Source organism: Streptomyces coelicoflavus (genome assembly GCF_045041415.1).
GTDB classification, from domain to species: Bacteria; Actinomycetota; Actinomycetes; order Streptomycetales; family Streptomycetaceae; genus Streptomyces; species Streptomyces coelicoflavus.
In genome coordinates this window covers 5728033-5750961 of record NZ_CP108218.1, presented here as the reverse complement: position 1 = coordinate 5750961, position 22929 = coordinate 5728033, and the positions used below count along the sequence as shown (strand labels likewise).

Annotated in this window: 17 protein-coding genes and 3 tRNA genes; 11 read left to right on the top strand and 9 right to left on the bottom strand. The window is 73.3% G+C overall.

Annotation, left to right across the window (positions count from 1 at the left end; all coding sequences use genetic code 11):
- Window positions 1-195: 195 nt before the first annotated feature.
- The 3 genes from OHA99_RS25590 (at window position 196) to OHA99_RS25580 (ending at window position 3019) form a co-directional block, all read left to right on the top strand.
- Window positions 196-1314, top strand: a complete 1119-nt coding sequence (locus OHA99_RS25590) for a rod shape-determining protein (RefSeq protein WP_381606413.1) — start codon at window positions 196-198, stop codon at window positions 1312-1314.
- A 70-nt stretch (window positions 1315-1384) separates the two neighbouring features.
- Window positions 1385-2800 (top strand): GAF domain-containing protein, encoded by a 1416-nt coding sequence (locus OHA99_RS25585; protein ID WP_153179991.1) that lies wholly within the window; start codon window positions 1385-1387, stop codon window positions 2798-2800.
- A 66-nt stretch (window positions 2801-2866) separates the two neighbouring features.
- Window positions 2867-3019: a hypothetical protein gene (locus tag OHA99_RS25580; protein ID WP_164384864.1), complete on the top strand. Its 153-nt coding sequence runs from the start codon at window positions 2867-2869 to the stop codon at window positions 3017-3019.
- 47 nt (window positions 3020-3066) lie between these two features.
- Here the strand turns inward: OHA99_RS25580 and OHA99_RS25575 are convergent.
- The 3 genes from OHA99_RS25575 to OHA99_RS25565 all read right to left on the bottom strand — a co-directional run bounded on the left by OHA99_RS25575 (window position 3067) and on the right by OHA99_RS25565 (window position 3489).
- A tRNA-Ile gene (locus tag OHA99_RS25575) sits at window positions 3067-3140 on the bottom strand.
- Window positions 3141-3338: 198 nt separating this feature from the next.
- Window positions 3339-3411, bottom strand: a tRNA-Asn gene (locus OHA99_RS25570).
- A gap of 5 nt (window positions 3412-3416) precedes the next feature.
- Window positions 3417-3489, bottom strand: a tRNA-Asn gene (locus OHA99_RS25565).
- Window positions 3490-3639: 150 nt separating this feature from the next.
- On the opposite strand from OHA99_RS25565, the gene OHA99_RS25560 reads away from it, so the two are divergent.
- From OHA99_RS25560 to OHA99_RS25545, 4 genes are all read left to right on the top strand, one after another.
- The gene (locus tag OHA99_RS25560) at window positions 3640-3945 is read left to right on the top strand and encodes a YtxH domain-containing protein (protein ID WP_007449397.1); all 306 of its coding nucleotides are present in this window, start codon (window positions 3640-3642) and stop codon (window positions 3943-3945) included.
- A 43-nt stretch (window positions 3946-3988) separates the two neighbouring features.
- Window positions 3989-5437: an FGGY-family carbohydrate kinase gene (locus OHA99_RS25555; RefSeq protein WP_153179989.1), complete on the top strand. Its 1449-nt coding sequence runs from the start codon at window positions 3989-3991 to the stop codon at window positions 5435-5437.
- Between the two features lie 163 nt (window positions 5438-5600).
- On the top strand, window positions 5601-7334 hold the full coding sequence (locus tag OHA99_RS25550) for an ABC transporter ATP-binding protein (RefSeq protein WP_405698017.1): 1734 nt from the start codon (window positions 5601-5603) through the stop codon (window positions 7332-7334).
- Complete coding sequence (locus tag OHA99_RS25545) at window positions 7334-9262, top strand: ABC transporter ATP-binding protein (RefSeq protein ID WP_165686097.1); 1929 nt, start codon at window positions 7334-7336, stop codon at window positions 9260-9262. Before OHA99_RS25550 ends, OHA99_RS25545 begins: the two co-directional genes overlap by 1 nt.
- 143 nt (window positions 9263-9405) lie before the next feature.
- On the opposite strand, the gene OHA99_RS25540 is transcribed toward OHA99_RS25545, so the two are convergent.
- The 5 genes from OHA99_RS25540 to OHA99_RS25520 all read right to left on the bottom strand — a co-directional run bounded on the left by OHA99_RS25540 (window position 9406) and on the right by OHA99_RS25520 (window position 16282).
- Entirely contained in the window at window positions 9406-10578 is a 1173-nt protein-coding gene (locus OHA99_RS25540; RefSeq protein WP_381546884.1) for an RNA polymerase sigma factor, read from the bottom strand.
- 141 nt (window positions 10579-10719) lie between these two features.
- The gene (dnaG, locus tag OHA99_RS25535) at window positions 10720-12645 is read right to left on the bottom strand and encodes a DNA primase (protein WP_153179985.1); all 1926 of its coding nucleotides are present in this window, start codon (window positions 12643-12645) and stop codon (window positions 10720-10722) included.
- 29 nt (window positions 12646-12674) lie between these two features.
- Window positions 12675-13940 (bottom strand): NAD(P)/FAD-dependent oxidoreductase, encoded by a 1266-nt coding sequence (locus OHA99_RS25530; RefSeq protein WP_381610531.1) that lies wholly within the window; start codon window positions 13938-13940, stop codon window positions 12675-12677.
- A 168-nt stretch (window positions 13941-14108) separates the two neighbouring features.
- Window positions 14109-15383, bottom strand: coding sequence for a deoxyguanosinetriphosphate triphosphohydrolase (locus tag OHA99_RS25525; RefSeq protein ID WP_153179983.1), 1275 nt, complete (start codon window positions 15381-15383; stop codon window positions 14109-14111).
- Window positions 15384-15442: 59 nt separating this feature from the next.
- Window positions 15443-16282 carry a sirohydrochlorin chelatase gene (locus OHA99_RS25520; RefSeq protein ID WP_405698014.1) on the bottom strand — a complete coding sequence of 280 codons (840 nt, stop codon included), beginning with the start codon at window positions 16280-16282 and terminating at the stop codon, window positions 15443-15445.
- 165 nt (window positions 16283-16447) lie between these two features.
- Here OHA99_RS25520 and OHA99_RS25515 point away from each other — a divergent pair, with 165 nt between their 5' ends.
- The 4 genes from OHA99_RS25515 to OHA99_RS25500 all read left to right on the top strand — a co-directional run bounded on the left by OHA99_RS25515 (window position 16448) and on the right by OHA99_RS25500 (window position 22195).
- Entirely contained in the window at window positions 16448-17134 is a 687-nt protein-coding gene (locus OHA99_RS25515) for a vancomycin high temperature exclusion protein (RefSeq protein WP_405698012.1), read from the top strand.
- Between the two features lie 137 nt (window positions 17135-17271).
- On the top strand, window positions 17272-19410 hold the full coding sequence (locus tag OHA99_RS25510; RefSeq protein ID WP_405698010.1) for a molybdopterin oxidoreductase family protein: 2139 nt from the start codon (window positions 17272-17274) through the stop codon (window positions 19408-19410).
- Between the two features lie 127 nt (window positions 19411-19537).
- Window positions 19538-21181 carry a M4 family metallopeptidase gene (locus tag OHA99_RS25505; protein WP_405698008.1) on the top strand — a complete coding sequence of 548 codons (1644 nt, stop codon included), beginning with the start codon at window positions 19538-19540 and terminating at the stop codon, window positions 21179-21181.
- Window positions 21182-21265: 84 nt separating this feature from the next.
- Window positions 21266-22195, top strand: a complete 930-nt coding sequence (locus OHA99_RS25500) for a LysR family transcriptional regulator (RefSeq protein WP_153179978.1) — start codon at window positions 21266-21268, stop codon at window positions 22193-22195.
- Here OHA99_RS25500 and OHA99_RS25495 read toward each other — a convergent pair.
- A complete protein-coding gene (locus tag OHA99_RS25495) occupies window positions 22144-22887 on the bottom strand; it encodes an SDR family oxidoreductase (protein ID WP_153179977.1) in 744 nt (247 codons plus the stop codon). The two genes, OHA99_RS25500 and OHA99_RS25495, sit on opposite strands and share 52 nt — an antisense overlap.
- Window positions 22888-22929: the final 42 nt, after the last annotated feature.

Genomic DNA, 22929 nt, shown 5'->3' with positions numbered 1-22929 from the left:
CATCGGGCGCGCCCGCCGGCCGGTTCGGGGTACCGGGGCCGGTCCCCCGGCGAGGCCGGGGGCACCCCCCCCGTTCAGCCGCCCCCCGCCCGGCCCCCTCCAGCAGGCGCCCGGCCGCGCCGCCGCGCACGATCGGTGCCTAAGGGCCGGCCGCCGGGCGGCCCCGCACGGTCCGCGCTCTCGGGAGGATTCGCCATGACCGCCAGCACTGCCAGTACCGCCAGTCTGGAGGCGCTGCGCCGCTGCCACTTCGCCGTCGACCTGGGCGCGGCGCGGACCCGCGTGTATGTGAAGGGGGCCGGGCTCGTCGTCGACCAGCCGTCCGCCGCGGCCGTCAACACCCGCACCGGCGCCCTCATCGCGGTCGGCGAGTTCGCGGAGAAGATGACCGGCCGCACCCCCGGCTACATCCGTGTGGTGCGTCCGGTCTCCGGTGGCACGGTCGTCGACATCGAGATGGCCCAGCGCATGCTGCGGCACCTGCTCGGCGACCGGATCCGCCGCACCCTGCGCCGCAAGCCCCGGCTGCGGGCCGCCGTGTGCACCCCGCACGACGCGGACCCGCTCTCCCAGCGGGCGGCGATCGAGACGCTGGTCGGCCTCGGCGCGCGCCGGGTGGAACTCGTCGACACCCTCATCGCGGCGGCGGTCGGCTGCGGACTGCCCGTGGAACGGCCCGAGGCGACCATGATCATGGTGTGCGGTGCGCACGCCACGCAGGTCGCGGTGCTCTCCCTCGGCTCGATCGTCACCGCCGAGCGCGTCCCGGTGGGCGGCGAGGCCGTGGACCACGCGATCGTGCAGCTGCTGCGCCACCAGCACGAGCTGGTGCTGCCCAGCCAGTCCGTACGCCCGCTGCAACTCGCCCTGTCCGGCAACGGCCTGACCCCGCAGGGGCCGGCGTCCACCGAGATCCACGGCCGGGACGTGGCGACCGGCCTGGCCCGCAGTGTGCGGGTGGACACCGCCACGGTGCGCAACGCCATCCAGACCCCGCTGACGGCCGTGCTCGACGGCATCGGCAAGGTGCTGCGGGACTGCCCGCCCGACCTGGTCGCGGACCTCGCCGACCGCGGGATCATGATGGTCGGCGGGAGCGCGCTGCTGCCGGGCTTCGACCAGATGCTGCGTCAGGCCACGGGCATGCCGGTGCACATCGCGGAGCGGCCCGACGTGTGCGCGGTCCAGGGTCTCGGCAGCATGCTGGAGGGCCGCGTCGAGCCGCTCGTCCTGCACCCGACGACCTCGGACGCAGGCGTCGGCTCCGGCTCCGGCTCCGGCGCGGACGCCGCTCCCGGCGTCGAGTCCGACTGATCCGCCGCCGTACGGCCGAGGAGACCGGGACACCGGGGCCGGACGGCAGGAGACCGAGGAAGCCCGACGCATGACCGCGCACCCCGCGCCCCGCCTGGCCCGTCTCCTCGAAGCGCTCCTGGGCGTGGGCACCGCGCTCGATCTGCCCACCGTCCTTCAGCACATCGTGGACGGCGCCGCCGACCTGACCGGCGCCCGCCACGCGTCCCTGGTGGTCACCGCGCCGGGCGAGACGCGGCTCGCCGAGTTCCGCGCCGCCGGCCCGGGCCCCGTACCGGAGACGGCACCCGTGCTGCGGGTGCCGGTCCACGTGCGGGACGAGGAGTTCGGCGAGCTGCGGCTGGCCGGGCGGCCCGGGGCGGGCCCGTTCACCGTCGAGGACGAGCAGCTGCTGCGGGTCCTGGCCGTGCAGGCCGGTGTCTCGATCGGCAACGCCCGGCTGTACGAGACGGCCCGGCAGCGGGAGCGCTGGATCGAGGGCGCGGCGGCCGTCACCACCGCGCTGCTCACCGAGGAGGGCGCGGACGACGCGCTGACCACGGTCGCGGAACGGGCCCGGCTGCTCGCCGACGCCTCCGCGGGCGTCATCCTGCACCCGACCGCCGAGGGCGGCATGGCCATCGTGACCGCCTCGACGCCGGAGGACCCGGACGGCATGGTCGGCGCCACCATCGCGCCGGGCAGCCCGGTCCTGGAACAGCTCCTGGGCGGCGAACCGGTGTTCATCGACGACTCGGCGACCGACCCGCGCATGACGACCCACGTACGGCACCGGTTCGGGCCGAGCATGATGCTGCCCCTGCGGGCGAGCGGCCGGCTGATCGGCACCCTCGCCCTGCCCCGCCGCCGCGGCGGACGCCCCTACACGGAGGTGGAACGGCTGCTCGCGACGCAGTTCGCCTCGCAGGCGGCGCTCGCCCTCGTCCTGGCCGACGCCCGGCGCGGCCGGGAGCGGCTGGCGGTCTACGAGGACCGCGACCGCATCGCCCGCGACCTGCACGACCTGGTGGTGCAGCGGCTGTTCGCCACCGGCCTGATGCTGGAGTCCACGCAGCGCCGCCCGGACGCCGGCGACGTCCACGACATCCTCGGCCGGGCGGTGGACGAGCTGCGCTCCACGGTCCAGGAGGTCCGCACCACCATCTTCGCGCTGCAACAGCCCCCGGCCGAACCGCCGGCCGGCCTGCGCGTCCGGGTCCTGCGCGAGACCGCGTCGGCCGCCGCCCGGTTCGGCACCACGCCCTCCGCACACTTCAGGGGCCCCGTCGACACCAGCGTCCCCGACCGGGTCGCCGACCGCCTCCTCACCGCCCTCCGCGACGCCCTGGCGGCCGCCTCCGGACGTCCGGGCGTCTCCCGCGTCGAGGTCACCGTGGAGACGCCCGCCGCGCTGCCGGAGGGCCGGGCGGGCGTACGCCTGAGGGTCACCGCCGACGGCGGGGACGAGGGACGGGGCACGACGGTCTCCTGGTGGGCGCCGCTGTAGCGGGTGGTGGCGACCTCCCGGACGGGGTACTCGGCCCGCGACCCGCCCGGCAGGAGGAGGTACATGATGAGCGAGCCCACCCCGTCCCAGGCCGAGGGCGAACGCGACGACGAGCCCGACACCCCGGACGTGCCGCACTCCACGCCTTCACAGGCGGAGGGCGAGCGCGACGACGAGGCCGAGGCCGAGCGCGCCGGGAAGGAACCGGACAACCGGTGACGCGGCACCACCACGGGCCAGAAGGTTTCTGCAGAGGTGGTGCGGAGTGGGGCGGGTGGGACTCGAACCCACGGCCGACGGATTATGAGTCCGCTGCTCTAACCGGCTGAGCTACCGCCCCAAAGCGGCGTGTCGCGTACATGTGTGCGCGCCGTCTGCCGCAGCATAGCCGCTCATACGATCTCCTGCCTCGGATGGTCGGCTTCCACGGCTGCCTTCATGACCTTGAGGACTCCGCAGCGTGCCGCGCGGTTCCCGGGGCACGGGACGGACGTGGGGGCACATGAAAAAGGACCCCGGAGGGTCCTCGTTCACCGCGCTCCCCCGACTGGACTCGAACCAGTAACCTGCCGGTTAACAGCCGGCTGCTCTGCCAATTGAGCTACGGAGGACCGAGCTCCCCGGACTGGACTCGAACCAGTAACCTGCCGGTTAACAGCCGGCTGCTCTGCCAATTGAGCTACCGAGGAAGGTCTCGTGTCGCATCGAACGTGTCTGCCTGGGTATTCGCCAGGGGGCGCGCGCTCGCTGCGACACATACATTAGCGCAAGCAGGGGGGTGCTCCGCCAATCGGTACTCTCCGGCACCCCCGAAGCCAGCGAAGGGAAGGGTGGCCGCCATGCGATACCGGCTCACGTTCGTCGTCGGACTAGCGGTGGGTTACGTGCTCGGCACGAAGGCCGGGCGGGAGCGTTACGAGCAGTTGCGGAAGTCCGCGCAGCAGGTCGCGCAGAACCCGGCCGTGCGCAACACCGCGGAGTCCGCCGCCCAGCAGGGCAGGCACTTCGCCGACAAGGCGTACCACGTGGTGAGCGACAAGGTCGGTGACCGGGTGCCCGACTCGGTGGCCCACCGGGTCCGCTCGCTGCGCGAGCGCGGCACGAACGGCAGCGGTCCGGACGACTGGGGCACCAGCAACACCTGAGGCCCGGTACGGCCACCGCACCCGGTGCGGCAGAATTTCACGTATGGGGATAGTCGCCGGGCTGGACAGTTCGCCCGATTTCACTCGTATCGTCGTCTGCGATTCGGACACGGGCGCCGTGCTGCGCCAGGGCTACGCGCCGCACCCGCTGGAGAGCCCCGAGGGCGGGGGCCGGCCCGCGGACGTCGATCCGCAGGCCTGGCTGCTGTCCCTCGGGGAGGCGGCCGGCGGCGGACTCCTCGAGGGCGTGCAGGCCATCGGCGTGTCGGCGCAGGCCAACTCGGTCGTGCCGCTGGACACGCAGGGCAACACGGTGCGCCCGGCCCTGGTCGGCGGAGACAAGCGTTCGCAGGTCGCGGCGGCCGACCTGATCGACGCGCTCGGCGGGCGCGAGGCGTGGGCGCAGGCCGTGGGCTCGGTGCCGCAGACCGCGCAGCCGGTGACGAAGCTGCGCTGGCTGGCGCGGAGCGAGCCGGAGGCCGCCGCGCGGACCGCCGTCCTGCTCCAGGCCCACGACTGGCTGGTGTGGCAGCTGCTCGGGCGGCCGGCCCGGCGGACCACGGACCGGGGCGGGGCCTCCGGCACGGGGTACTGGTCGGCGGCGACCGGCGGTTACCGGCCCGACCTGGTGGAGCTGGCGCTCGGGCACCAGGCGATGCTGCCGGAGGTGATCGGCCCGGCCGACGCGGCCGGTACGACGCCGGAGGGGCTGCTGATCTCCGCCGGGACCGGCGAGACCCAGGCCGCCGCCTTCGGGCTCGGGATCGGTCTCGGCGACGCGGTGGTGTCGCTGGGCGCCTCCGGGTCCGTGATGGCCGTGCACACCGAGCCGCTCGTCGACCAGTCCGGGATGATCACCGCTCTGGCGGACGCCACGGGCATGCATCTGCCGGTCGTCACCACGCTGAACGCGGTGCGGGTCCTGCGCGGTACCGCCGAACTGCTCGGCGTGCCGGACCTGGAGGGCCTGTCCGAGCTGGCGATGAAGTCGACCCCCGGGTCGCACGGCCTCGTGCTGCTCCCCTATCTGGAGGGCGAGCGGACGCCGAACCTGCCGCACACCGCCGGGACGCTCGCCGGCCTGCGGCGCGAGTCGATGCGGCCGGAGCACCTGGCGCGGGCCGCGTTCGAGGGGATGCTGTGCGGTCTCGCCGACGCCCTGGACGTGCTGCGCTTTCGGGGCGTGGACGTACGGCGGGTGTTCCTGCTGGGCGCGGCGGCCGAGCTGCCGGCCGTGCAGGCGGCGGCGCCGGCGCTGTTCGGGACGCAGGTCGTCGTACCCCAGCCGGCGGACTACGCGGCGATCGGCTCGGCCCGGCAGGCGGCCTGGGCGCTGGGCGTCTCCCAGGGCACGCTGGACCCGCGCACTCCCCCGGCCTGGCAGGGCGCGGTGGCGCAGGTCCTCGAGCCGGGCGAGGAGCTGGCGGTCGGGCAGGCCGTGCGCCAGCAGTTCGTGTCGGTGCGCGAGCAGACGCACCCGGGCGCGCTGTGAGGCGCGGGGAGCCGCATCCCTCGTGACTCTTCGTGACCCCTCGTAGGCCGGAATTTGCCGTGCTCTTGGGTTAATCGGTTGAGGTAACGCGGGTGGAGTGTCCGACGATAGGGGCCAGGGGCAACCAACCGCGGCCCCTGTCGCCGACTCCGAGAGACTCAGTGTGCTCATACGACTCCTGCGGACCTATCTCAGGCCCTACAAGAAACCCATCGCGCTGCTGGTGACGCTGCAGTTCCTTCAGACCTGCGCCTCCCTGTACCTGCCGACCCTGAACGCGCACATCATCGACGAAGGCGTCGTGAAGGGTGACTCGGGCTACATCCTGAGCTACGGCGCCCTGATGATCGGCATCTCGCTGGCCCAGGTGGTCTGCAACATGGGTGCCGTCTTCTACGGCGCGCGCACCGCGGCCGCCCTGGGCCGGGACGTGCGCGGTGCCGTCTTCGACCGGGTGCAGTCCTTCTCGGCGCGCGAGGTGGGCCACTTCGGCGCGCCCTCGCTGATCACGCGGACCACCAACGACGTGCAGCAGGTCCAGATGCTGGCCCTGATGACGTTCACCCTGATGGTGTCGGCGCCGATCATGTGCGTGGGCGGCATCGTGATGGCGCTCGGCCTGGACGTGCCGCTGTCCGGGGTGCTGCTCGGGGTCGTGCCGGTGCTGGCGATCTGCGTCACGCTGATCGTGCGGAGGCTGCGCCCGCTGTTCCGGAAGATGCAGGTGCGCCTCGACACGGTGAACCGGGTGCTGCGCGAGCAGATCACCGGCAACCGCGTCATCCGCGCCTTCGTGCGCGACGAGTACGAGCAGCAGCGCTTCCGGAAGGCCAACACCGAGCTGACCGAGGTGTCCCTCGGCACCGGCAACCTGCTGGCGCTGATGTTCCCGGTGGTCATGACGGTGGTGAACCTGTCGTCGATCGCGGTGGTCTGGTTCGGCGCCCACCGCATCGACAGCGGCGGGATGCAGATCGGCGACCTGACCGCGTTCCTCGCCTACCTGATGCAGATCGTCATGTCCGTGATGATGGCCACCTTCATGTTCATGATGGTGCCGCGCGCGGAGGTGTGCGCCGAGCGCATCCAGGAGGTCCTGGGCACCGAGAGCAGTGTGGTGCCGCCGGTGGCGCCGGTCACCGAGCTGCGCCGGCACGGGCACCTGGAGATCCGGGAGGCGGGCTTCCGCTACCCCGGCGCCGAGGAGCCGGTACTCAGGAACATCGGCCTGGTGGCCAAGCCGGGCGAGACGACCGCCGTCATCGGCTCGACCGGCAGCGGGAAGTCGACCCTGCTGGGCCTGGTCCCCCGCCTGTTCGACGCCACCGACGGGGAGGTCCTGGTCAACGGCGCGGACGTGCGCACCGTCGACCCGAGGACGCTGGCCAGGGTGGTGAGCCTGGTGCCGCAGAAGCCGTACCTCTTCGCGGGCACCGTCGCGACCAATCTGCGGTACGGCAATCCGGACGCCACGGACGAGGAGCTGTGGCACGCGCTGAAGGTTGCGCAGGCCAAGGGGTTCGTCTCCGATCTTGAGGGCGGGCTCGACGCGCCGATCGCGCAGGGCGGCACCAACGTGTCCGGCGGTCAGCGCCAGCGCCTCGCCATCGCGCGGACGCTGGTCCAGCGCCCGGAGATCTACCTCTTCGACGACTCCTTCTCCGCCCTCGACTACGCCACCGACGCGGCGCTGCGGGCCGAGCTGGCCCGGGAGACCGCCGAGGCGACCGTGGTGATCGTGGCGCAGCGGGTGGCGACCATCCGGGACGCGGACCGGATCGTCGTGCTGGACGAGGGGCGGGTGGTCGGCGTGGGCCGGCACCACGAGCTGATGGCGGACAACGAGACCTACCGGGAGATCGTGCTCTCCCAGCTGACGGAAGCGGAGGCTGCCTGATGGCAGGGCCTGCGGGTCGCATGATGGCCGGGGGCGGCCCCGACCAGCGATCGATGGATTTCAAGGGGTCGAGCAAGCGGCTCGTCGCCCAGTTCCGGCCGGAGCGGGCGACGCTGTTCACGCTGCTGACGTGCGTCGTCGTCAGCGTCGGCCTCAACGTGGTCGGGCCGAAGATCCTCGGCCGGGCCACCGACCTGGTCTTCGCGGGCATCGTCGGGCGGGACATGCCGTCCGGGGCCACGAAGGAGCAGGTCCTGGACGACATGCGCGCGCACGGGGACGGCAACGTCGCCGACATGCTCCGCAGCACGGACTTCACCCCGGGCCGCGGCATCGACTTCGGCGCGGTCGGCGAGGTGCTGCTGCTCGCGCTGGCGACGTTCGCGGTGGCGGGGCTGCTGATGGCGGTGGCCACGCGCCTGGTGAACCGGGCGGTGAACCGGACGATGTTCCGGCTGCGCGAGGACGTGCAGACGAAGCTGTCCCGGCTGCCGCTGTCGTACTTCGACAAGCGCCAGCGCGGCGAGGTGCTGAGCCGCGCGACGAACGACATCGACAACATCCAGCAGACCCTCCAGCAGTCGATGGGCCAGCTGATCAACTCGCTGCTCACCATCATCGGCGTGCTGGCGATGATGTTCTACGTCTCCTGGATCCTGGCGCTGGTCGCCCTGATCACCGTGCCGCTGTCCTTCGTGGTGGCCACGCGGGTGGGCAAGCGGTCGCAGCCTCAGTTCGTGCAGCAGTGGCGCTCGACGGGGCAGCTGAACGCGCACATCGAGGAGATGTACACCGGGCACACGCTGGTGAAGGTGTTCGGGCGGCAGGAGGAGTCGGCCAAGCAGTTCGCCGAGCAGAACGACGCGCTGTACGAGGCCGGGTTCAAGGCACAGTTCAACAGCGGGATCATGCAGCCGCTGATGATGTTCGTCTCCAACCTGAACTACGTGCTGGTCGCGGTGGTCGGCGGACTGCGGGTGGCCTCCGGCCAGCTGTCCATCGGCGACGTGCAGGCCTTCATCCAGTACTCCCGGCAGTTCTCGATGCCGCTGACGCAGGTCGCGTCGATGGCGAACCTGGTGCAGTCGGGCGTGGCGTCGGCGGAGCGGATCTTCGAACTCCTCGACGCGGAGGAGCAGTCGGCGGACCCGATCCCGGGCGTGCGGCCCGAGGACCTGCGCGGGCGGGTGGAACTGGACCACGTGTCCTTCCGCTACGACCCCGAGAAGCCGCTGATCGAGGACCTGTCGTTGAAGGTGGAGCCGGGCCACACGGTCGCCATCGTCGGCCCGACCGGGGCCGGCAAGACGACCCTGGTCAACCTGCTGATGCGGTTCTACGAGGTCTCCGGCGGCCGGATCACCCTGGACGGCGTCGACATCGCGAAGATGTCCCGGGACGAGCTGCGGGCCGGCATCGGCATGGTGCTCCAGGACACCTGGCTGTTCGGCGGCACCATCGCGGAGAACATCGCGTACGGGGCCTCGCGGGAGGTCACCCGCGGGGAGATCGAGGAGGCCGCGCGGGCCGCGCACGCCGACCGGTTCGTCCGGACGCTGCCCGACGGCTACGACACGGTGATCGACGACGAGGGCACGGGGGTGAGCGCGGGTGAGAAGCAGCTGATCACCATCGCGCGGGCGTTCCTGTCCGACCCGGTGATCCTGGTGCTGGACGAGGCGACGTCGTCCGTGGACACGCGCACGGAGGTGCTGATCCAGAAGGCGATGGCGAAGCTGGCGCACGGGCGGACGTCGTTCGTGATCGCGCACCGGCTGTCGACGATCCGGGACGCGGACACGATTCTGGTGATGGAGGACGGGGCGATCGTGGAGCAGGGGGCGCACACGGAGCTGCTGGCCGCGGACGGCGCGTACGCGCGTCTGTACAAGGCTCAGTTCGCGGAGGCGGTGGCCGAGGTGGGGTGAGCGGTGGCTGAGGTGGGTGAGGGGTTGCCCGGCGTCGGGGTGCCGCGCCCACCCGTGCCGCCCTGGGGGTACCTCCCAGGCCGTTCAGGCACTGGGGGAGGCGCGATTGCCCGCGGCTGCGGCGCGGGAGCGCACCCCGCGCCTCAGTCCAGGTAGCCCCTCAGCTGGTCCGCGTAGGCGTGGTCGCGGAGTTTGTTGAGGGTTTTGGACTCGATCTGGCGGATGCGTTCGCGGGTGACGCCGAAGAGGCGGCCTATCTCCTCCAGGGTGCGGGGGCGGCCGTCGACCAGGCCGTAGCGGAGCTGGACGACCTTGCGTTCGCGTTCGCCGAGGGTGGAGAGGACCGCCTCCAGGTGCTGGCGCAGCAGCAGGAACGCGGCCGACTCGACGGGGCTGGCGGCGTCGCCGTCCTCGATGAGGTCGCCGAGGGCGACGTCCTCCTCCTCGCCGACCGGCGCGTACAGCGACACCGGTTCCTGGGCCAGCCGCAGCACCTCGCCGACGCGTTCGGCGGGCAGGTCCAGGTGGGCGGCGACCTCCCGCGGGGTCGGCTCGTAGCCGCGTTCCTGGAGCATCCGGCGCTGGACGCGGACGACCCGGTTGATCAGCTCCACGACGTGGACGGGGACGCGGATGGTGCGGGCCTGGTCGGCCAGGGCGCGGGACATGGCCTGGCGGATCCACCAGGTGGCGTAGGTGGAGAACTTGTAGCCGCGGGCGTAGTCGAACTTCTCGACGGCCCGGATCAGCCCCAGGTTCCCCTCCTGGACCAGGTCGAGCATGGTCAGCCCGCGCCCCACGTACCGCTTGGCCACGGACACCACGAGCCGCAGGTTGGCCTCGATCAGGCGCCGCTTGGCGAGGCGGCCCATGACGACGAGCCGGTCGAGGTCGAGGGCGAGGCGGTCGTCCAGGCCGGGGGTGCGCCGCAGCTTCTCCTCGGCGAACAGGCCCGCCTCCACCCGCCGGGCGAGGTCGACCTCCTCGGCCGCGGAGAGCAGCGGAATCCGGCCGATCTCGCGCAGGTACTGCCGGAACAGGTCGGAGGAGGGGCCGCCGGACTCCGTACGGGTGGGCGGCGGCGGTTCGGCGGGCGCGGGGGCGTCCGCGGGGCCGCCCGGGTGGTGCACGGCCGGCCCGGCACCGGGCTGCGCGGGCATCGCGACGAGCGTGCCGCGCTCCGCGACCGGCTCCGCACCACCGGTACCGGTGTCGGTCTGGGTGAGGGTCTGGGTCTGCACGGGGGCGACCTCCAGGATGGACGCGGCCGGCGGGGGCCGGCGGCGGTACGTCGGGGGCGGAGCCGGCTCGCTCACCGCCGTCCGCCTCGCACGCGTGCACTCAGGTACCGCCCCCAGTGTGGGGTACGACACATCACCGCCACGAGGGTCGTGCGGTGACTTTTTGCGTCCGGGCCGTGACCGACGGGTAACCCGCGCGTGCCTCCGGGGGCCCTCCTAGAGCGCGGCGGCGCCGTGTTCGCGCAGGTTCTGGTCGTACTGCTGGAGGACCCACAGCTCGTTCTGGACGGCCGCCAGTTCGGCGGGGTCGCCGTGGCCGGAGAGGCGGGTGAGGCGGCCGGTGATGTCGCGGATGCGGCGTTCGACGGCGCGGCGGCGGACGGTGACCAGCTGGGCGCCGGCGTACACCTCGTCGACGCCCTTCACGCCGCGGTGCAGCATGATCGCCTCGACCGCGAGTTCGGTGACCGTGGCGCGGACGGCGTCGTCGGGGGCGGCCTCGCGGACCCGGACCAGGTAGTCCTGCGGGTCCTGGACGCCGAACTCGGCGCCGCCCGCTTCCATGATCGCCTCGCGTACGGCGGCGTAGGGCGGGGCGGTGAACTCGTCGACGCCGTACGCGTCGAAGGCCGGGGAGACCAGCTCGGGACGCTGGAGGGCGAGCTTGAGCAGCTCGCGTTCGGTGGCGAAGACCGGGTTGCGGAGGTTGAGGGCGGGGCCGCGGGGGGCGGATGTCGTGGGCCCGGACTGCTGGTGCGGGGCGCCGCCGCGCTGCCGCTGGTCGGGGGCGGGGCCCTTGCCGCCGCGGTCGCGGGCCCAGCGGGCGAGCTGGGCGATCCGCTTGACCACGAACTGGGTGTCGAGGATGCCGAGCATTCCGGCGAGCTGCACGGCGACCTCGTGCTGGGCGCCGCTGTTCTTGATCCGGGCGACGACCGGCGCCGCCTCGTCGAGGGCCGAGGCGCGGCCCGCCGGGGTGTCCAGGTCGTAGCGGGCGACGATCTGGCGGAGCGCGAACTCGAAGAGCGGGGTGCGCGGCTCGACCAGGTCGGCGACCGCGTCGTCGCCCTTGGCCAGGCGCAGGTCGCAGGGGTCCATGCCGTCGGGGGCGATGGCGATGTAGGTCTCGGCGGCGAACTTCTGGTCGTCCTCGAAGGCGCGCAGGGCCGCCTTCTGTCCGGCCGCGTCGCCGTCGAAGGTGAAGATCACGCGGGCCGAGCCGTTGTCCATGAGGAGCCGGCGCAGGATCTTGATGTGGTCGCCGCCGAAGGCGGTGCCGCAGGTGGCGATGGCCGTGGTGACCCCGGCGAGGTGGCAGGCCATGACGTCGGTGTAGCCCTCGACGACGACGGCGCGGGACGCCTTCGCGATGTCCTTCTTGGCGAGGTCGATGCCGTAGAGGACCTGGGACTTCTTGTAGATCGCGGTCTCGGGGGTGTTCAGGTACTTCGGGCCGTTGTCCGCCTCGTAGAGCTTGCGGGCGCCGAAGCCGACGACGTCGCCGCCGATGTCGCGGATGGGCCACATCAGCCGGCCGCGGAAGCGGTCGATGGGGCCGCGGCGGCCCTCCTGGGAGAGGCCGGAGAGCAGCAGCTCCTTGTCGCTGAAGCCCTTGCCGCGCAGGAAGCGGGTGAGGTGGTCCCAGCCCTGGGGGCTGTAGCCGACGCCGAAGTGCTCGGCGGCGGCCTGGTCGAAACCGCGGTCGGCGAGGAAGGCGCGGCCGGTGTCCGCCTCGGGGCCGGTCGCGAGCTGCTCCGCGTACCACTGGGCGGCGATCTTGTGGGCCTCGACCAGGCGGATGCGCTCACCGCGCTGGTGGGAGGGGTTGTACCCGCCCTCCTCGTAGCGCAGCGTGATGCCCGCCTGGCCGGCCAGGCGCTCGACCGCCTCCGAGAAGGTGAGGTGGTCGATCTTCATCACGAACGTGATGGTGTCGCCGCCCTCCTGGCAGCCGAAGCAGTGGAAGAACCCCTTGCTCGGACTGACCTGGAAGGACGGCGACTTCTCGTCGTGGAAGGGGCACAGCCCCTTCAGGTTGCCGCCACCCGCGTTGCGCAGCTGGAGGTACTCCGAGACGACGGCGTCGATCGGGACCGCGTCCCGTACCGCCTTCACGTCCTCGTCGTTGATCCGTCCTGCCACGCGTGAAGTCTACGGGGGCGGACCGACAACTATGCGACGAGGCTTTCGAGGGATACGTGCGGGTTCGCCAGGGCCTCCGTGTCCACCCGGGACTTCGAGCGGATCAGCTGCTGGATCGGCTCCGTGACGTCCCACACGTTGACGTTCATCCCGGCCAGCACGCGGCCCTCCTTCACCCAGAAGGCGATGAACTCGCGCTTCGCCGCGTCCCCGCGGATCACCACCTGGTCGTAGGACCCGGCGGGCGCCCAGCCGGAGTACTCCATGCCCAGGTCGTACTGGTCGGTGAAGAAGTAGGGCACGCGGTCGTGGGCGAGGCCCTTGCCGAGCATCGCGCGGGCGGCTGCCGGGCCGCCGTTCAGGGCGTTGGCCCAGTGCTCCACGCGCAGCCGGGTGTCGAAGAGGGCGTGGTGGAAGGAGGCCACGTCACCGGCCGCGTAGATGTCCGGGTCGGAGGTGCGCAGGTTCGCGTCGACGACGATGCCGCCGCCGGCCGCGCGGTCGGCGATCTCCAGTCCGGCCGCCTGGGCGAGCGCGGTGCGCGGGGCGGCGCCGATCGCGGCGAGCACGTCGTGGGCGGGGTGCTCCTCGCCGTCGTCGGTGCGGGCGGCGAGCACCATGCCGTCCTGGCCGACGATCTCGGTCAGCTTCACGCCGAAGCGGAAGCGGACGCCGTGCGCCTCGTGCAGCTCGGCGAAGACGGAGCCCAGCTCGGGGCCGAGGACGCCGTGCAGCGGGGTGGGGGCCGGCTCGATGACGGTGACCTCCGCCCCGTACTCGCGGGCCGCCGCCGCGACCTCCAGGCCGATCCAGCCCGCGCCGGCGACGACCAGGTGGCCGTTGTCCCGGCCGAGGGAGGTGAGGACGCCCTTGAGGCGCTCGGCGTGGGCCAGCCGGCGCAGGTGGTGGACGCCCGCCAGGTCGGTGCCGGGGACGTCGAGGCGGCGCGGCTCGGCGCCGGTCGCGATGAGCAGCTTGTCGTAGCTGACGTGGGTGCCGTCGTCGCCGTAGTGGACGGTCCTGGCGGCGCGGTCGATCGCGACGACGGTCTGGCCGAGGTGCAGCTCGATGTCGTGCTGGGCGTACCAGGCGGGCTCGTGCACGAAGACGCTGTCGCGTTCCTCCTTGCCGAGCAGGTAGCCCTTGGACAGCGGCGGGCGCTCGTAGGGGTGGTCGCGTTCGTCGCAGATGAGGATCACCCGGCCGGTGAAGCCCTCCGTACGGAGCGTCTCGGCCGCCTTCGCGCCCGCCAGGCCGCCTCCGACGATGACGAATGTCTGATCCGCGTCGACCACTTGTCTGCCTCCTCGTCAGGGTGCCGCCACATGCGAGCGTCCCGCACGTGGCGTGGTGCGGGAAGGGGGAAGGACCCGTTCAGGCCACGACCTGCCGTGTTCCGACCGCCCGAGTACCGCGTTGTACCGCGTTTCGGGCGCCGGGTCACACCCGTCCCGCCGCCAGTCTCATGGATGCCCCGTCAGACGGGCGTGAAGCGAGCGGGCCGAGGCGTCGGTGAGGGACGCGATCTGGTCGACGATCACCCGTTTGCGGGCCCGGTCGCCGTCGGCCGCGTCGAACAGGGCGCGGAACTGGGGGTCGAGCCCGTCCGGTGCGCGGGCGGTCAGCGCCTCGGCCAGCTCCGCGACGACGATCCGCTGGTCGGCGCGGAGCCGCTCCTGCTCGGTGCGCTGCATGACGTAGCGGACGGCGACCGCCTTGAGCACGGCGCACTCCATGCGGGTCGCGCGCGGCACGACCAGCTCGGCGGTGTACCGGGTGAGTCGGCCGCCCCCGTACGCCGCCCGGGTGGCGGCCTCGGCGGCGAGGCAGAAGCGGCCGATGAGCTGGCTGGTGGCGTCCTTGAGCCGGGCCTGGGCGCCGGCCGAGCCGTCGTAGCCGTGCGGCCACCAGTCCTGGGCGAGGAGCCGGTCGAGGGCGGCGGCCAGCTCGGCGTGGTCGGTGCCGGCGGGCACGTACCGTCCGACGGCCGTGGCGAAGACGGCCTCGCGCTCGGGGTCGGCGAGCAGGCAGTTCGGGTCGATGTGGCCGGCGTGCAGGCCGTCCTCGACGTCGTGCACGGAGTACGCCACGTCGTCGGCCCAGTCCATGACCTGGGCCTCGAAGCAGGTGCGGGCGCCGGGGGCGTCCTCGCGGAGCCAGTCGAAGACGGGCCGGTCGTCGTCGTACACGCCGAACTTGCGCGAGAGCGGGTCGCTGGGGTGCGCGCCGCGCGGCCAGGGGTACTTGGTCGCGGCGTCGAGGGTGGCGCGGGTGAGGTTGAGTCCGACGGAGCCGTCCTCGGTGAACCGCTTGGGTTCGATGCGGGTGAGGAGGCGCAGGGACTGGGCGTTGCCCTCGAAGCCGCCGCAGTCCTCGGCGAACGCGTTGAGCGCCTGCTCGCCGTTGTGCCCGAAGGGCGGGTGGCCCAGGTCGTGCGCGAGGCAGGCGGCCTCGACGAGGTCGGGGTCGCAGCCGAGGGCGGCGCCCAGCTCCCGGCCGACCTGGGCGCACTCCAGGGAGTGCGTGAGGCGGGTGCGGGGGCTGGCGTCCCAGACGGGGCTGCCCTCCCCCGGCGCGACGACCTGCGTCTTCCCGGCGAGGCGGCGCAGGGCGGCGGAGTGCAGGATGCGGGCGCGGTCGCGTTGGAAGGCGGTGCGGCCGGGGCGTTTGTCCGGCTCGGGGGCGTAGCGGGCCACTGACGTGGGGTCGTACGAGGGTGGGGGTGCGGTGCCTTCCATGTCATGAACAGTAAGGGGAAGGTGTGACAGGTGGGGGCCTACTCGTCTGCCTGGTGCGGCTATCGGGCGAGTGCGGGTTCGGTTGTGGCTGGTCGCGCCCACGCGGCGGAGCCGCAAGTCGACTCGCCCCGCGCCCCTTTAGGTGCGTTCTCCTCGCCGTCGGCTCCAAGTGCCCGGTCGTAGCGGTGGAGCAGCAGGTGGGCCATCGACGGGTGGGTGCCCAGGGGGGCCGAGGCGATCCACGGGGCCGCTGCCGCGCTCTGGGTCGCGAAGCGGCCCGGGGCGGTGAAGCAGGAGGCGACGGCCACCCTGCGGTGGCCCCGGGCGGTCAGCGCGCGTACGGCCTCCGGGACCGTCGGCGTCGCCGCCGAGGCGTACGCCGGGACGACCGGGACGCCCAGGCGGGCGGCGAGGAGTGCCGCCGTGCGGGACGTGTCCGTGCGGGAGGCCGGGGCGCGGGAGCCGGCGGAGGCGAGGACGACGGCGTGGTCCGGGCCCGGGTGGGCGGGCCAGCCGGCCTCCGTGAGGCGGGCGTGCAGGGCGTCCACGAGGAGGGGGTGCGGGCCGAGCGGGGCGGCCACGCGGGTGCGGGCCGGGGCGGCGGCGGCCAGGTCGGGGATGTCCCGTCGGACGTGGTGGCCGCGGGTGAGGAGAAGGGGGACGAGGACCGCCTCCCCGTCGCCGAGGGCGGTGAGCGTGTCGGGCAGCAGGGGCTCGTTCAGTTCTATGTGGCCCAGGTGCACCGGCAGGGCGGGGCGCAGGGCGCTGACCCGGTCGAGGAGGGCCCGTACGGTGCTCAGCGCGCGCGGGTCGCGGCTGCCGTGGGCGACGACGACCAGGGCGGGGGTGCCGCCGGTGGAGGCTGTGGTCCTGTTGCTCGTCGCTGTCGTCGCCGTCATGCACCGAGGGTGCCCGCCGGACGTTGCCGTCCCGTTGCGCGGACGTCACGGGGATTTTCCGTCGGTTCACACGGCGCCGGGCCGTCCGTGTGAGCGTGCGGCGAACCGCACGGCCCGCCCGGACGTCCCTGGTGGCAGGAACCGACCGGGGAGGGAACCGTACGCATGCGCCGCCCGAGACTTCGCAGACCGCGCCTTCCCCGTACCCGGAAGGGGCAGCGGCGGCTGCTGCGGGCGGTGGTGGCCGGATGCGTGCTGGCGCTGCTGCCCGCGGCGTGGCTGCGCCTGGTCACCGACGACCGGCTGCGTACCGTCGCCGACGTGCCGCACACCGAGGTCGCCGTCGTCTTCGGCGCCGGGCTGTGGGACGGGGAGCCCTCGCCGTATCTCGCGCACCGGCTGGACGCGGCGGCGGAGCTGTACCGGGCGGGGCGGATCGAGGTGGTGCTCGTGACCGGGGACAACAGCCGCGAGGAGTACGACGAGCCGGACGCCATGCGCGCCTACCTGGTCCGGCACGGTGTGCCCGACGGGCGGATCGTCGGCGACTACGCGGGCTTCGACACCTGGGACTCCTGCGTCCGCGCCAAGAAGATCTTCGGCGTCGACCGGGCCGTGCTGATCAGCCAGGACTTCCACATCCGGCGGGCGGTCGCGCTGTGCCAGGAGGCGGGGGTGGCCTCGTACGGCGTCGGGGTCGACGACGAGCACGACGTGACCTGGTACTACGGGAGCGCGCGGGAGGTCCTGGCGGCGGGCAAGGCGGCGCTGGACGCGGTCTTCGAGCCGGATCCGCACTTCCTCGGGCCGAGGGAGCCGGGCGTGTCGCGGGCCCTCGCCGGTGCGCGGTGACGCGGCTCCTCACGCGCCCCGAACACGCCCCGCACGCGCTCCTCACGCGGGCCCCGCGGCGGCGGGGAGGCCGCCGTCCCCGCGGCGTAACAGAGCGCCGACCGGCCGCGTAACACGGAAGACGCAGGCTGGGCGGCATGCAGAACACCGCCGCGCCGAACGCCGTCCCCACGCACTGCCCGTACTGCGCGCTGCAGTGCGGGATGAACCTGACGCCCGTCGAGGGCGGGACCGTCGAGGTGTCCGAGCGGGCGGACTTCCCCGTGAACCGGGGTGCGCTGTGCGGCAAGGGGCGTACGGCGCCGCAGGTGCTCGCGCCGGGGGCGCGGCTGACCTCGCCGTTGGTGCGGTCGGGCGACGGTGCGCTGGTGCCGGCCGGGTGGGACGAGGCGCTGGACCGGATCGCCGGGAGTCTGGGGCGCACGCGGGCGGAGTACGGCGCGGACGCGCTCGGGGTGTTCGGCGGGGGCGGGCTGACCAACGAGAAGGCGTACGCGCTGGGCAAGTTCGCGCGGGTGGTCCTCGGCACCTCGCAGATCGACTACAACGGGCGGTTCTGCATGTCGTCGGCGGCGGCGGCCGGGACGCGGGCCTTCGGGCTCGACCGGGGGCTGCCGTTCCCGCTGGAGGACATCCCGGAGACCGGGTGCGTGATCCTCGTGGGGTCCAACCCGGCGGAGACGATGCCGCCGTCCATGCGCTACTTCACCGCACTGCGGGAGAACGGCGGCACGCTGATCGTCGTCGACCCGCGCCGGACGCGGACCGCCGAGCAGGCCGACCTGCACCTCGCGCCCCGGCCCGGGACCGACCTCGCCCTCGCGCTCGGCATGCTGCACCTGGTGGTCGCCGAGGGCCGGGTCGACGAGGCGTACGTCGAGGAGCGCACGTCCGGCTGGGAGGAGGCGCGGGCGGCGGCGATGGCGCACTGGCCGGAGTACGTGGAGCGGATCACGGGGGTGGCCGTGCCCGAACTGCGGGAGGCGGTACGGCTGTTCTGCGCGCCCGAGGCGGCGATGGTGCTCACCGCGCGCGGGCCCGAGCAGCAGGCCAAGGGCACGGACACGGTGGGCGCGTGGATCAACCTGTGCCTGGCGACCGGGCGGGCCGGGCGGCCCCGGTCGGGGTACGGCTGCCTGACCGGGCAGGGCAACGGGCAGGGCGGGCGTGAACACGGGCAGAAGGCGGACCAGTTGCCGGGGTACCGCAAGCTGACCGACCCGGCGGCGCGGCGGCACGTGGCCGAGGTGTGGGGCGTCGGCCCGGACTCGCTGCCGGGGCCGGGGCGCAGCGCGTACGAGCTGCTGGACGCGCTGGGCACGGACATCAGGTCGCTGCTGGTGATGGGCTCCAACCCGGTGGTGTCGGCGCCGCGCGCCGCGCATGTCGAGGGGCGGCTGCGGTCGCTGGACTTCCTGGCCGTGTGCGACGTGGTGCTCTCCGAGACGGCGGAACTGGCGGACGTGGTGCTGCCGGTGACGCAGTGGGCGGAGGAGACGGGGACCACGACGAACCTGGAGGGCCGGGTGCTGCTGCGGCGGCGCGCGATCACCCCGCCGGCGGGGGTCCGCAGTGACCTGGAGGTGCTGCACGGGCTGGCCGGGCGGCTCGGCGTGGAGAAGGGCTTCCCGGTGGAGCCCGAGGAGGTCTTCGAGGAGCTGCGGCGCGCGAGCGCGGGCGGCCCGGCGGACTACTCCGGGATCGACTACCGGCGGCTGGCCGAGGAGAACGGGGTGTTCTGGCCGTGCCCGGCACCGCCGGCGGACGGGGGCGCGGACCACGGCACCGGCACCGCGCCCCACCCGGGCACGCCCCGTCTCTTCCTCGACCGTTTCGCCACCGAGGACGGCCGGGCCCGTTTCGCCCCCGTCGCGCACCGTCCGAGCGCCGAGGAGCCGGACGACGCGTACCCGGTGCTGCTGACCACGGGACGGGTGGTGGCGCAGTACCAGTCCGGGGCGCAGACCCGGCGGGTGGCCGAGCTGAACGCCGCCGCGCCGGGCCCCTTCGTGGAGCTGCACCCCCTGCTGGCGGCGCGGCTCGGGGCGGCCGAGGGCGACCCGCTGGCGGTCGTGTCCCGGCGCGGGCGGGCGGTGGCGCCGGCCCGCATCACCACCGGCATCCGGCCCGACACCGTGTTCATGCCGTTCCACTGGCCGGGCGAGGGCCGCGCCAACACCCTGACCAACCCGGCCCTGGACCCGGTCTCGCGGATGCCGGAGTTCAAGGTGTGCGCGGTGCGGGTGGAAACGGTGCGGCCCCAGAGCCTGTCCTGACGGCGTCATTCTCTCCTCTCACGATCTCCACGCGAGCGCTATGGACATGTCATGTCCCGGGTCCTTGAATCCGAGTCAGCACCAGCGCCCGCAAGCGCCGAGAGGCGCGCCCGCCCCGAGGAGATCGATGAGCCGAATACGGCACGTCAGAGGTTCCCGTACCGCCACGGCCGGCCTCGCCGCCACCACCGCGACCCTCCTGGTCGCCGCCCTGGCCCCCGGCGCCACGGCAGCCGACCGCCCGACCCGCACCGCCGCCCTGGAGCACGCGGCGACGGCCCTGCTGGACCACTCCGCAGCGCTGAGGCTGACGGACGCGCAGGACACCGAGGCGCGCGACGTCGTCGTCGACGACGACGGCACCCAGCACGTCCGCTACGACCGCACCTACCGCGGACTCCCCGTCCTGGGCGGCGACTTCGTCGTGCACCTCGCACCGGACGGCGCCTTCCGCTCCGCCGACCGCGCGACGGACGCCGCCCTGTCCCTGCCCACCGTCACGCCCGAGCTGTCGGCGCCCAAGGCCGCCGACCTGGCCGCGAACGCCCTGCGCGCCGCCAACCCGGGCGAGCTGCTGAAGCGGCTCACCGCCAAGCCCGAACTGGTCGTCGACGCCCTGCACGGCGCCCCGAAGCTGGCCTGGCGGACCAACGCGGTGGCGCTGGACTCCCTCGGCAACCCCGTCGCCCGCACCGTGCTGACCGACGCGGGCACGGGCGCCCGCATCGACGCCTGGGACGCCATCGAGTCGGTCTCCGGTGACGGCGAGTCGCTGTACGGGGGCACGGTGCCGCTGGAGACGACGCGGTCCGGGGCGTCGTACCAGCTCAAGGGCCCGACACGCGGCGGCACGTACACGGGTGACGCGGAGAACCGGACCGACCTGTGCTTCCTGGGCATCTGCCTGGTGCGGGCGCCCGCGACGCTGTTCACCGACGCCGACAACCACTGGGGCTCGGGGAGCGCGGACGACCGCGCCTCGGCCGCGGTGGACGCGCAGTACGGCACGGACGCCACCTGGGACTACTACCGGAACGTCCACGGGCGCAGCGGCATCGCGGGCGACGGCAAGGGTTCGTACAACCGCGTGCACTACGGCAACGAGTACAACAACGCCTTCTGGGACGACAGTTGCTTCTGCATGACATACGGCGACGGTGACGGGACGACCTTCGGGCCGCTGGTCTCGCTGGACGTCGCCGGGCACGAGATGTCGCACGGGGTGACGTCGAAGACGGCCGCGCTGACGTACTCGGGCGAGTCCGGCGGCCTCAACGAGGCGACCTCCGACATCTTCGGCGCCCTGGTGGAGTGGCACGCCGGCAACGCCGCCGACCCCGGGGACTACCTGATCGGCGAGAAGGTGGTGCGGGACGGGTTCGGCCGCGAGGCGCTGCGCTACATGGACAGGCCGAGCAGGGACGGGAGTTCGGCCGACTGCTGGAGCACCGCGGTGGGCGACCTGGACGTCCACTACTCCTCCGGCGTCGCCAACCACTTCGCCTACCTGCTGGCCGAGGGCAGCGGCGCGCGGACCGTGGGCGGCGTGGCGTACGACTCCCCGACCTGTGACGGCTCCACGGTCTCCGGGATCGGCCGGGACGGGCTGGGCGACATCTGGTACCGGGCGCTGACCGTGTACATGACGTCGTCCACCGACTACGCGGGCGCCCGCGCCGCCACCCTGAGCGCCGCCGGTGACCTCTACGGCACCGACAGCGCCGAGTACGCCGCGGTCGGCGCGGCGTGGAGCGCGGTGAACGTGCGCTGACGGCCCCTGCCTCCCGTGCTCACTTACGCTTGCGGCGAGAGCGCGAGCGGGAAGGCGCGAGTGCGGGAGAGGGGACCGGAGCCGATGAGCCTGAGGCAGTTCGAGTACGCCCTGGCCGTCGCCGAGGAGGGCTCGGTGACGGCGGCGGCGGAGGTGCTGCGCGTCGCCCAGCCCTCGGTGTCCCAGCAGATCCGCGGTCTGGAGCGGGACCTCGGCGTGGAGCTGTTCTCCCGCACGCCGACCGGCCTGGTGCCCACCGTGGCCGGCCGTGCCTTCCTGCGCGAGGCGGAGGTCGCCGTGAACGCGGCGCGCCGGGCCCGGGCGACGGCACGGGCGAGCGCCGACGAGCTGGTGGGCGAGCTGGTGGTGGCGGTGCAGATGGGCCTGGGCGCCCGGCAGCTGCCGGGCGCCCTGAGCGCACTGCGCCGCCGCTTCCCGCGCCTGGAGATCACCGTCTTCGAGGAACCGAACCCGACCGAGCTGGAGCGGCTGGCGCGCGGCGGTGTCATCGACCTCGCCCTGATGGCCGGTCCGTGCGAGGAGGGCCTGTACGACGGCCACCACCTCGGCGACGAGGAGTTCGTCGTCGTGCTGCCCGCCGGGCACCCGGCGCTCGCCGCGGACCGCGTCGGGCTGCGGGAGCTGGAGCGGGAGCCGTGGGTGCGGTTCGACACGAGCAGCGCGCTCGACGGCGTACTGGTGGAGGTGCTGCGGGACAACGGGCTCGCCCCGACCACGGTCGCCCGTGTGTCCCAGACGGCGACGGCCGTGCGCTGGGCCGTGCACGGCCTCGGGGTGACGTTCGTCCCGGCCTCCGCGGTGCCGCCCGGTCACGAGCACCTGGTGCGCCCGGTGTCCCCGGCCGTCTCCCAGCCCGTGGTCGCCGCGGTCCGGCCCGGCGCGGGTCCGGCGGAGACCGCGCTGCTCGAGTTCCTGCGCCAGGAGACCTGGTACAGGTTCGGTCAGAGCTGGGTGGCGCCGCCGTCCGCGACCAGTTCGGCGCCGGTCGTGTAGGTGGCGTCGAAGGCGAGGAAGGCGGCGGCCCGGGCGATCTCCTCGGGGGTGCCGAAGCGACGCATGGGGTTGTCCGCGACCCGCTCGGCCTTGAACCGCGCGGCCTCCTCTGCGGTCGTCGTCGCGTCCAGGGCGCCCGTGTCGACGGGTCCGGGGCTGATCGCGTTGACCCGGACGCCGCGGGGCAGCAGCTCGCGGGAGAAGCTCCGGGCCATGGAGCGCAGGGCCGCCTTCCCGGCCGCGTAGACGCTGGTGTCCGCCATGCCGACGACGTTCGCGGCCGAGGTGGTGAGGACGACGCCGGCGCCCGTGCTCAGCAGCGGGGCGAGCTTCTGCACGGTGAACCAGGCGCCCTTGACGTTGATGGCGAACAGTTCGTCGTACGCCTCCTCGGTCGTCGACTCGAAGGGCGTGAGGGCGGCGACGCCGGCGTTGACGAACAGGGCGTCGACCGTGCCCAGTTCCGCCTTCACCCGGTCGGCCAGGGTGTCCAGGTCGGTCAGCGACGCCACGTCGCCGCGCACCGCCACCGCGTTCTCGCCGAGCCGCTCGCGGGCTGCGTCGAGCGTGTCCCGGGAACGCCCGGTGATCACCACCCGGGCTCCGCCGTCCACCAGCCTTTTCGCCATCGCGAAACCCATACCGCTGCCGCCGCCCGTGATCACGGCGTTCTTGCCGCTGTACTCACTCATTTCCGGGACACCTCTTTCCACTTTCCCGCGCCCATTTCTCAC